Here is a 9708-nt window from a genome sequence, read left to right on the forward strand (position 1 = left end):
AATCCTTCGGCGCGAGTTACCGGGCGATCGGGGAAAAATCGGCCTTGACTATCCACGGTCATTGTGCCAGTTTTTAAGGCGATTTGAATTGAGGCATAATCCGGGCGATCGCCCGTCATATCTTGAACTGAAATTTCTGGGTTTTCCGCTGTACTGCGTTGGTCTAACTTAAACGCTTTTCCCAAAACTTGGGCCAATTCTGACCGAGTAACTGATGCGGTGGCATCAAGGGTTTCATCCTCGGCAGGATGAGACATCCAACCCATAGACAAGACTCGTTCTATTGGGGTTTGGTTCGATTGAGTTTGAGGCATCATTGTCCCTGGTTATAAGTTTGGTTAGTCTGTATCTTTGACTTTCCTTTTTTACAGGAAGATGACTGTCAAATCAGGAATTTTCCCCCGATATCCAGGGACCTATGATAATTTTATCGGGCTAAAATTAAATGCCTCTCCTGGATTTTAATCCCTCACACCCGCCGTTAAATATCCAGGATAACCCTTGCTATCCATCCCTCTGGGGTGGATTCAAGTTTAAATTGATGTAAGGTGACTGCTTTGACATCAACTCGCTGTTCATGGCGATCGGGGTCGAGGGTTTCTCCTGTGGCGATCGCCTCTAATTGATACAGTCCATCTTTCTGGGCGATCGCCACCTGTTGTCCAAGTAACAACAACTGTTCACTGTCTTTATAATACAGGAATTCCTGTAAATAATTAAACAGCAACATATCCAATTCATCGTTTTCTAAGGTGAACTGACGCTGTTCGTTCAAAGCAATGGTTTCTAACTCAAAAATCATCGCATTCATCGTGGCATTTCCTGCGGCAAGGAAGACTTCTTCTAAGTCTTTACCTTGGGCCAAAAAAGCAATATCCGCTGTTGCCACATCTTCTAAAAATTCATAAGGCATCGGTTATTCCTCACAGGATTGCAATCTCCAGATGATTTGAGATTGACAAGTTTCTAATTGTTTGCCAATAAAGACTAACTCGGTTTTCTCCCATTCAAAAGGTTCCAATTCCCACCGTCCAGCCACACAATTAAATAAATAACTCCCCTCAGCAAACCGGATAAATCCTTTAGCGCGATAAACCTCAGATTCTAAGGTAGATGCGAAGAATTCAAACCTGTTACGACGGAAAAGGTGGTCTGAGGTATAGGTAAAGGAATCAAATTCTGGCTGATGAACGTGATGGGGTGGTTTTTGAATGCGATCGCGATTTAATCCAAACAGCAAATCCGGATCGACTTGACAGCGTTCGGTTTTGACAATTGGGGCGATCGGATTAATCTCAATGAGCTTTTCCTCAATTTCCCTTAATTGTTCCTCATTGACCAAATCCACCTTATTTAACAGGATAAAATCCGCCCATTCAATTTGCAAGCGGCTGGTATGACCAATCTGGGGATATTTGACTAACCCATCGGCATCAATAGTCGTAATCACCCCATCCAAAATCACTTGATTTAAAGTTTCTTGGATGTCAAAAACCAGGGCATCAGGTTCGGCAACCCCGGTGGTTTCTACCACAATCAAATCGGGTTGAATCGTTTCGAGAATTTCCTCAACAGCAGCCTCAAATTCCCCAGCTAGGGAACAGCAAACGCAACCGCCGCCTAATTCGGCAATCTGAATATTTTTCCCTTCTATTACTTTGCTATCAATGGCAATTTCGCCGAATTCATTCATTAAAATGGCAATTTTGCGGGGAACCGTTTCCAAAATATAGCGCAGTAAGGTCGTTTTTCCGCTTCCTAACGGTCCCGTAATGACTGTAATCGGAGTGCGTGTTTTCATAGTGATTATCCCTTGACATTTCCAATTGGAACTAAGCGAACCACGCGCTTACTTAATCCCGCTAATTCCGTAGCTTTAACCACCGCATCCACATCCTTATAAGCGCCTCCAGCTTCTTCCGCTAAACCCCGCCAGGAGGTGGTTCTAATGTAAATCCCTTGCTTCTGCATATCTTTTTGTAATTGTTCCCCATTCCACTGTTTTCGCGCCTTGGTTCGACTCATGGTTCGTCCGCTACCGTGGGCGGTACTAAAGAAACTTTGAGCCCCGGTTGATACCCCTGCTAACAGATAGGATCCGGTTTCCATACTGCCGCCTAAAATCACTGGCTGACCGTATGGTTTATAGCGGTCTGGAATGCCTTCCATTCCCGGACCAAAGGCGCGAGTAGACCCTTTGCGATGGACCAGTAGCGATCGCGCTTTGCCATCCACGATATGTTCTTCTAACTTCGCCGTATTGTGGGACACATCATAAACTTGATGCATTCCTAATGCTTCAGCGGACCGTCCAAACACATCAGAAAACACCTCACGAATCCGGTGCAAAATCACTTGACGATTGGCAAAGGACATATTTAATCCACATTTCATGGCTGCAAAATAATCCTGCCCTTCGGGAGAATTAAACGGCGCACAAGCCAGTTCTCGGTCTAAAATATGAATCCCATATTTAGATTCCATAACTTTGAGAAAGACTTGCAGATAATCCGTGGCCACCTGATGCCCAAATCCGCGACTGCCACAGTGGAACATCACCACTACTTGATTAGGAATGGTAATCCCAAAGGCTTCGGCTAATTCTTTGTTAACAATATTTTCAGGACGGGCGACTTGAATTTCTAAATAGTGGTTACCGGACCCCAATGTGCCAATTTGATTGCAACCGCGATCGATGGCTTTGTCGCTAATTTTAGAGGCATAAGCCCCGGCAATACAGCCATTTTCTTCAGTGAGTTCTAAATCCTCATCCCATCCATAACCCTGGTTAATACACCATTTTGCGCCTTCTTGAACCACTTGGCGAAATTCATTGCGAGAGACTTTAACAAAGCCTTTACTCCCCACTCCTGCGGGAACTCGTTCGTACAGCTTATCGATTATTTTTTTAATCTGAGGTTTTACCTCTTTTTCTGTGAGATTGGTCACGACTAAACGCATTCCACAGTTAATATCAAATCCAATGCCTCCGGGAGAAATGACCCCCCCTTCGGCAATATCCATTGCGGCAACACCGCCAATGGGAAATCCATAGCCAAAGTGACCATCGGGCATACATAAGGCACTTCGGGTAATTCCCGGCAGGGTTGCCACATTGCTGATTTGGTCTGCCACAGCTTCATCCATCTCTTGAATTAACTGTTCCGTGGCATAAATTCGGGCGGGAACGCGCATTCCGGGTTTGTAGGAGGTGGGAATTTCCCAGAGATAGTCAGAAATTCGTTCTAGGGGTTTCATAAAATTATTTTGATGGCAAAAAGTTGGAAAAGCAACAGGCGGGCATAAAACTTGGTTTTATGCCTCTATTCTGTATATCCTAACCGTTGCCTGAGTCTTTTGCCTACTCTCGTTAAATTTTGAAGGCAAATCATTTCGACAACCGCCACTATTAACTCTTTATTTTAGCCCCTAGAGCGCAATAGAATACCGGATTATTGTGGATTATTTGCGCTTTTTCTTCTTTTTATTCCCAGCCTTCTGCGGAGTTACAGTGGACCCAAACCCGGAGGAGACTTGGGGTTTGGAAGGTTTTTCGTGATGTTTTTCAAACAATGCGGCAATCCCCGAGGGATTTTTAAGCTTTTTCTTAGGTTTTTTTAACCCCAACTCGACCTGGACGGTATCCCAATCTTCGCACCAATCTTTATTGATGCGATCGCCTGCAAATGCTGCCTCAATCGCCGAAGCTGCTTCTACCGCTTTTAATTCGACTAAACTGTAAACAATAAAACTGTTTAATACTTGGGACTCTGGATCAGAATAGGCCAACCTTTCGGTTAAAATGCTCACACACTCGTCCCGGAATTCTGGATGCTGACTCGCCATCACTTCCAGAGAATCGACCGCAGAGGATCGGGCCGAGGCATCATAATCAGGATTGGCTAAATAATCTCTTAAAGCTGGAATTGCGGCTGGGCCAATTTGGGCCAAAACATGAGGCAATTCGTCTCTAAACCAATCGTGATCAAGTAATTCGTGAATCACTGAGAGTAAGGGTTGAATCGCCGTTTCTGACCGGAGTTCTGCCAGCGATCGCCAAGCATGAATGGGTCCCCAAACTTCCAGACTCTCCGGATCTGCATCGTGTAATTCATAATCGCCTACCATGCGAATTAATTCGGGAATCTGTTCTTCTGTCAATCCGAATTTTTCGAGATAATGGGAACTTTTCTGGAAATCATACATTTCCAACTCCCCATAAGTCAACAGTTGGCTAACGGGGTGAGTATAATGGGGTGAATTCATTATTTATTGTTCCTCAATCAATTATGGTCGATGTTTCTATTTTGCCATACAAAATAAATTTGAGTGGCGTAATATTCAGCAAATGTAAAAAATATTAAACCTGCTTGCGCCGAATTTCTTCCCGCTGTTTGAGAATTTCAAAGCTAAAAATTGAGGCATTCAACCAAGCAAAACCCGTGGCATATCCGGCTAAAACATCTGTGGGCCAATGCAGACCGACATACATTCGACTCCAACCGATCGCCAACACCAGTAAAAAAGTTCCCAAATAAATCAACCCCCGCCATCGGGGAAAAGACCGGGCTAACAAATAGCCACAAAACCCATAAATTACCACCCCATTCATCACATGACCACTCGGATAACTGGAGGTATTCAAGTGATCATCGATCATAGCCCATATCTGGGGTCGGCTGCGATTGAAACAGGCTTTAATCAGCAGACTAAGCAGAGCCCCGCCTATAGCTGCCAACAACAATCCAAACAATTCAATCCGCTGTCTGCGGAACCCAAATTTGACCGTCAATCCCACAGAAATTCCTATCAATACCAAAGGTCCACCTATATTAGAAAAGGTTTTCATCAGGATGTCCAGAAGGGGAATATGGGTTTTCTGAATAGCAAGCATGATATCTAAATCCCAATCCCGAGTTTCTAGGTTTATGACTCTATCGGTAATATACAAAAATACTCCAATTGACAGCAAAAACAGCAGAATCCCCTTGATGAACATCAGGGATTGAAGGGATAACAATGAGTGAGAATTAAATTGCTGCTGCCAAAACCGAACCAACTGCGATGCTTTTTGCCGAAACCTAAAAATCGTCATCTTAAATCCACATAATCAAACTCAATTAAACCCGAGATGCTCCTTCTTCAGTTTAGGATGAAAAGACTCTGGGAGAAATTTTACCTGAGAATGAGATGCGATCGCCCCCGTCTCAAACGGTACAGTTTTTGGATATGATGAATCATTTGCAAGAACTTGTTGAGAACATAGTATGACCCAAAACTACCGCATAACTCTTCTTCCCGGCGACGGCATCGGTCCTGAAATTATGGCGATCGCGGTAGACGTCTTAAACCTGGTCGGAAAGCAACTCGACTTGAGTTTTACCTTCACCGAAGCGGCGATCGGCGGATCCGCCATCGATGCCACCGGCGAACCCCTGCCCTCAGAAACCCTCAAACAATGCCAAGATAGCGATGCCGTTCTCCTCGCGGCGATCGGTGGCTACAAATGGGATAACCTCCCCCGTCACCAACGACCTGAAACCGGCTTATTGGGACTGCGTGCGGGTTTAGATCTCTTTGCCAACTTACGACCTGCGACCATTTTACCCCAACTGGTGGATGCCTCCAGTCTCAAGCGGGAAGTCGTCGAAGGCGTGGATATCATGGTCGTCCGGGAACTCACGGGCGGCATTTATTTCGGTCAACCGAAAGGCATTTTCGAGACAGAAACCGGAGAAAAACGCGGCGTCAATACAATGGCCTATACGGAATCAGAAATTGACCGAATTGGGCGTGTCGCTTTCGAGATTGCCCGGAAACGCCAGGGTAAATTATGTTCCGTCGATAAGGCAAACGTCCTAGATGTCTCCCAACTTTGGCGCGATCGCATCACTCAACTCGCCCAAGAATACAGCGATGTAGAACTCTCTCACCTGTATGTCGATAACGCCGCCATGCAATTAGTCCGGTGGCCCAAACAATTCGATACCATTGTTACCGGCAACCTGTTTGGAGATATTCTCTCCGATGCTGCTGCCATGCTAACGGGTAGTATTGGAATGCTTCCTTCGGCTAGTTTAGGTGCATCGGGTCCGGGTTTATTTGAACCTGTCCACGGTTCGGCACCCGATATTGCCGGACAGGATAAAGCGAACCCGATCGCCCAAGTTTTAAGTGCCGCGATGATGTTGCGCTATGGGTTAGATCAACCGGAAGCAGCCACTAAAATTGAGCAAGCGGTTCTCCAAGTCCTCGATGCCGGATATCGCACCGGAGATATCATGTCCGAAGGCATGAAACTGGTGGGATGTCGCCAAATGGGTGATGCTTTACTTGAGGCATTAGCGGGATAATCCCCGTCAAGTATTTGTAGGGGCGCAATGCGCAGGCCCCTACGTGAAATAACGATTTTTCGTCATTAAATTTATCACCTTGACAGGGCTAGGATTTAAAAACCCAATTTCAGAACATTCAGGGATGCTTAACAAAGGAATCATGTGGGATAAGATTGCTAAACAGATTGCTGAGGTAACCTCCGAGAAATTTGCCCTGGGCGATCGCCGTTCCGTGGGCGGGGGTTGCATCAATCAAGGGTATCGCGTCACGGGCGGCAATCGCACCTATTTTGTCAAACTTAATCGCGCCGTGGAACTCCCCATGTTTGAGGCGGAAACATTGGGATTACAGGAAATGTGGGATACCCACACCATTCGCGTTCCTAAACCGATTTGTACCGGCATTGCCAATGATTCAGCCTATATTGTTTTAGAGTGGATGGAACTCGCTTCTCGCGCTGATGCCCCAGTCTCCCGAGAAATGGGGCGCAAACTGGCTGCGTTGCATCAACATTCCGGTTCAGGTAAATTTGGCTGGAGTCGAAATAATACCATTGGTTCGACGCCGCAGATTAATACTTGGAGCACAGATTGGACCGAGTTTTGGGTGGAACATCGCTTATGTTTTCAACTGCAATTGGCGCGGCGAAAAGGGGGACAGTTTCCCGAGGGCGATCGCCTCCTAGATGCGATTCCTAGATTATTAGCAAATCATACCCCTGAACCCTCTCTCGTCCACGGAGATTTATGGGGAGGCAATGCCGGAGTGACTCAAGCGGGGGAACCTACTATTTATGACCCCGCCACCTATTATGGCGATCGGGAAGTTGATATTGCCATGACCGAATTGTTTGGGGGATTTTCCTCCGCCTTCTATCAAGGATACAACGAAGTTTGGCCCTTGCCTGCGGGTTATGAACAGCGCAAAACCCTTTATAACCTTTATCACATCTTGAATCATTTCAATTTATTTGGGGGCGGATATGGGTCCCAAGCGAATCGGGCGATCGCCACTCTATTGCATTAACTTATCCCCCAAATCAGAAGCCCAGATGCTTGAGCATCTGGGCTTCTTTTATAAGCTAACTGGCGGTTATTAAAAAAGAGCGAGGGCTTCAGTCATTGGGTGCCAGTTAGCGGTTTTAAAAATTGTATTGAAAGCAGCAAAAAAAGGTAATAACCGTTGCTGGTTTTCAAGATAAGCAACTCATGTGAATATCTGATGAAGATTTTCAGAACTTTGAAAAAAATTTTTTAGGGGGTTCTGGCCTTCAGACGAGAGTCGCCGCCTCTACTGGTAATCGCTTTAACATCAAGGGTTGCATCCACAAATGGGATCAGATTTAGGGTTCACTACCGGGATGCTCCTCCAAAATAATAGGCCCAGACACGGAGGGGTCTGGGCTTATTTTATAGACTAGCTGACGATTATTGAATGCGAGAGGGCAGGGCAACGACCAAGTGTCAGCCAGTGGAATTTAAAAGAGCTTTGAAATGAGTTAAAAAGAAGTTAAAACCTTTATTGCTTATGAATATAATTAACGAATGTGAATATCTTATGAAGATTTGAGAAATTTTAGAATTTTTTTTTGAGGGGTATGAGTCCCCGAGACCAGGGCATCTTATTTCCGCCTGATGCGGCAACCAGGGGCTAAAATTAGCTCAAAAAATATAACCAGACCCTCGTGGGTCTGGTTATGGATTATTTTTATAAACTGGCTGAGTCCTTGTACAAGAAACGGTTGTACAAGGCATCAATACAGCCAGCGGTTTTAAAAGGGGCTTTGAAAGAAGTTACGAACAGGTTTGGAACCTTCGTTAATTATCAAGATAATCAATAAGTGTGAAAATCTTGTGAAGATTTGCAAATTTTTCCAAATTTTTTACGGGGATTTTGGGGTCCCCATTTTCGAGACTGCATCCAAACCGGAGCACCCTCCTGGGTCAATCTGGCATCCAGGAATTATCCGATTCCACTCCACTTCCTCTGTCGATTCCGTTGAGCGGGATACGGCCTGGATTGTAACAGTATAAACGCATGAGTTGAGCTAAAATGATTTCCCGGATCTCAGCGGAAGCTGGAGAAGGGCGATCGCCCTAGCGGGACCCGGAAACCTCAACCCCTCAAAAAACCGTCCGAGGCAAACAAGCAAGGAACGATAACGAACTGGCTAAACTGTTCAAGAGGATTGCCTTGTTCCCCGTAATGACTCCCCCCATAACAAATTAGCGATATGAGAAGACTCCCGTTTGTGACTTTGAGACTGTTATCCGTGGCGATCGCACTCCCTGCCGCAACTCAAACCCTGTGGATTCATCCGGCGATCGGGCAAGGAGTCGTCAACGCCCGGGCATCCCAGTCCCAACCCTTCCCCTCCTTTAATAGTCAGCGACTCGACGAACAACTGATCCGCTATCAGCAGCAGTTGAACCAATCCGGACCTCCAGATATCTTAATCGTCGGCAGTTCCCGCGCCTTACAAGGCGTAGACCCCCTCGCCTTAGAACTGGCCTTAGCCCATTATGGACATCCAGGACTGAAAATTTATAACTTTAGTATTAATGGGGCCACAGCCCAAGTCATTGACCTGGTGTTGCGGAGAATTTTGACCCCGGATCAACTCCCTAAACTGATTATTTGGGCGGATGGTGTGAGAGCTTTTAATAATGGTCGTTCCGATCGCACCTATCAAGCGATAGTCGAATCCGAAGGGTATCGCCTTCTCTCCAGTGGTGTGCGTCCCCTGCAAACCGAAGGTTCATCCACCCCCACGAGAACCGGACCAGTCAGACGTCGGCAAAGTATTGTCCCGGGGGCCTTTCCGAAAACCGACCCGCCCCCCCCACTCACCACCAATGATGACCCCCGAGAAGCCCTTGCCACCACCTATCAAGCGATGAATGTATGGTTTGGCCAGGTCAGAGAAGAAATTGCCGCTACATATAATGACGAGACGCAACAGGCGATGTGGATCCGACGAAGGGACCCGGCAGATAGTCGCAACAACCAAAGACCCAGCGCACCCACCCCGGGAACTGGGAGACCCCCCCTGCCGACAATGGAAGCGCTTATCGGCCAGCAGACCCCCAACCAAATGCAACCCACGGGGTTCGTTCCCGTGAGCGATCGCTATAATCCCGAGACTTATTATCAGAAACATCCGCGAGTAGCGGGACAATATGATGGAGATTATGCGGCATTTAGCTTGCAGGGAGAACAGACCCGAGCATTAGAGGCGATCGCCCAATTTACCAACAGCAAACAAATCCCTCTAGTTGTCGTTAATCTCCCCTTAAATAGCGATTACCTCGACCCGGTGAGACGTTCTTCCGAACAACAATTCCGGAGTCAAATGCAACGGATGGCTACTCA

Annotated in this window: 8 protein-coding genes and 1 pseudogene; 3 read left to right on the forward strand and 6 right to left on the reverse strand. The window is 46.4% G+C overall.

From position 1 onward, the window contains the following. From J0895_RS19020 to J0895_RS19045, 6 genes are all read right to left on the reverse strand, one after another. Nucleotides 1-317, reverse strand: a 317-nt coding sequence (locus tag J0895_RS19020) for an S-layer homology domain-containing protein (RefSeq protein WP_207089579.1), incomplete at its 3' end; no start/stop codon positions are given. A 164-nt stretch (nt 318-481) separates the two neighbouring features. Next, nucleotides 482-913 (reverse strand): archease, encoded by a 432-nt coding sequence (locus tag J0895_RS19025; RefSeq protein ID WP_207089580.1) that lies wholly within the window; start codon nt 911-913, stop codon nt 482-484. 3 nt (nt 914-916) lie between these two features. Next, complete coding sequence (locus tag J0895_RS19030) at nt 917-1801, reverse strand: CobW family GTP-binding protein (protein ID WP_207089581.1); 885 nt, start codon at nt 1799-1801, stop codon at nt 917-919. A gap of 5 nt (nt 1802-1806) precedes the next feature. Next, nucleotides 1807-3258 carry an RtcB family protein gene (locus tag J0895_RS19035; protein ID WP_207089582.1) on the reverse strand — a complete coding sequence of 484 codons (1452 nt, stop codon included), beginning with the start codon at nt 3256-3258 and terminating at the stop codon, nt 1807-1809. Nucleotides 3259-3462: 204 nt separating this feature from the next. After that, nucleotides 3463-4266 (reverse strand): HEAT repeat domain-containing protein, encoded by an 804-nt coding sequence (locus tag J0895_RS19040; protein ID WP_207089583.1) that lies wholly within the window; start codon nt 4264-4266, stop codon nt 3463-3465. A 94-nt stretch (nt 4267-4360) separates the two neighbouring features. Continuing rightward, complete coding sequence (locus J0895_RS19045; protein WP_207089584.1) at nt 4361-5095, reverse strand: phosphatase PAP2 family protein; 735 nt, start codon at nt 5093-5095, stop codon at nt 4361-4363. A 172-nt stretch (nt 5096-5267) separates the two neighbouring features. Between J0895_RS19045 and leuB the strand changes: the two genes are divergently transcribed. The 3 genes and pseudogenes from leuB to J0895_RS19060 all read left to right on the forward strand — a co-directional run. Continuing rightward, nucleotides 5268-6353, forward strand: coding sequence for a 3-isopropylmalate dehydrogenase (gene leuB / locus J0895_RS19050; RefSeq protein ID WP_207089585.1), 1086 nt, complete (start codon nt 5268-5270; stop codon nt 6351-6353). A gap of 142 nt (nt 6354-6495) precedes the next feature. Further along, nucleotides 6496-7362 (forward strand): fructosamine kinase family protein, encoded by an 867-nt coding sequence (locus J0895_RS19055; RefSeq protein WP_207089586.1) that lies wholly within the window; start codon nt 6496-6498, stop codon nt 7360-7362. 1225 nt (nt 7363-8587) lie between these two features. Continuing rightward, nucleotides 8588-9708: pseudogene (locus tag J0895_RS19060) on the forward strand (hypothetical protein); the annotation flags it as partial.

The organism is Phormidium pseudopriestleyi FRX01 (assembly GCF_017313335.1).
GTDB classification, from domain to species: domain Bacteria; phylum Cyanobacteriota; class Cyanobacteriia; order Cyanobacteriales; family Laspinemataceae; genus Laspinema; species Laspinema pseudopriestleyi.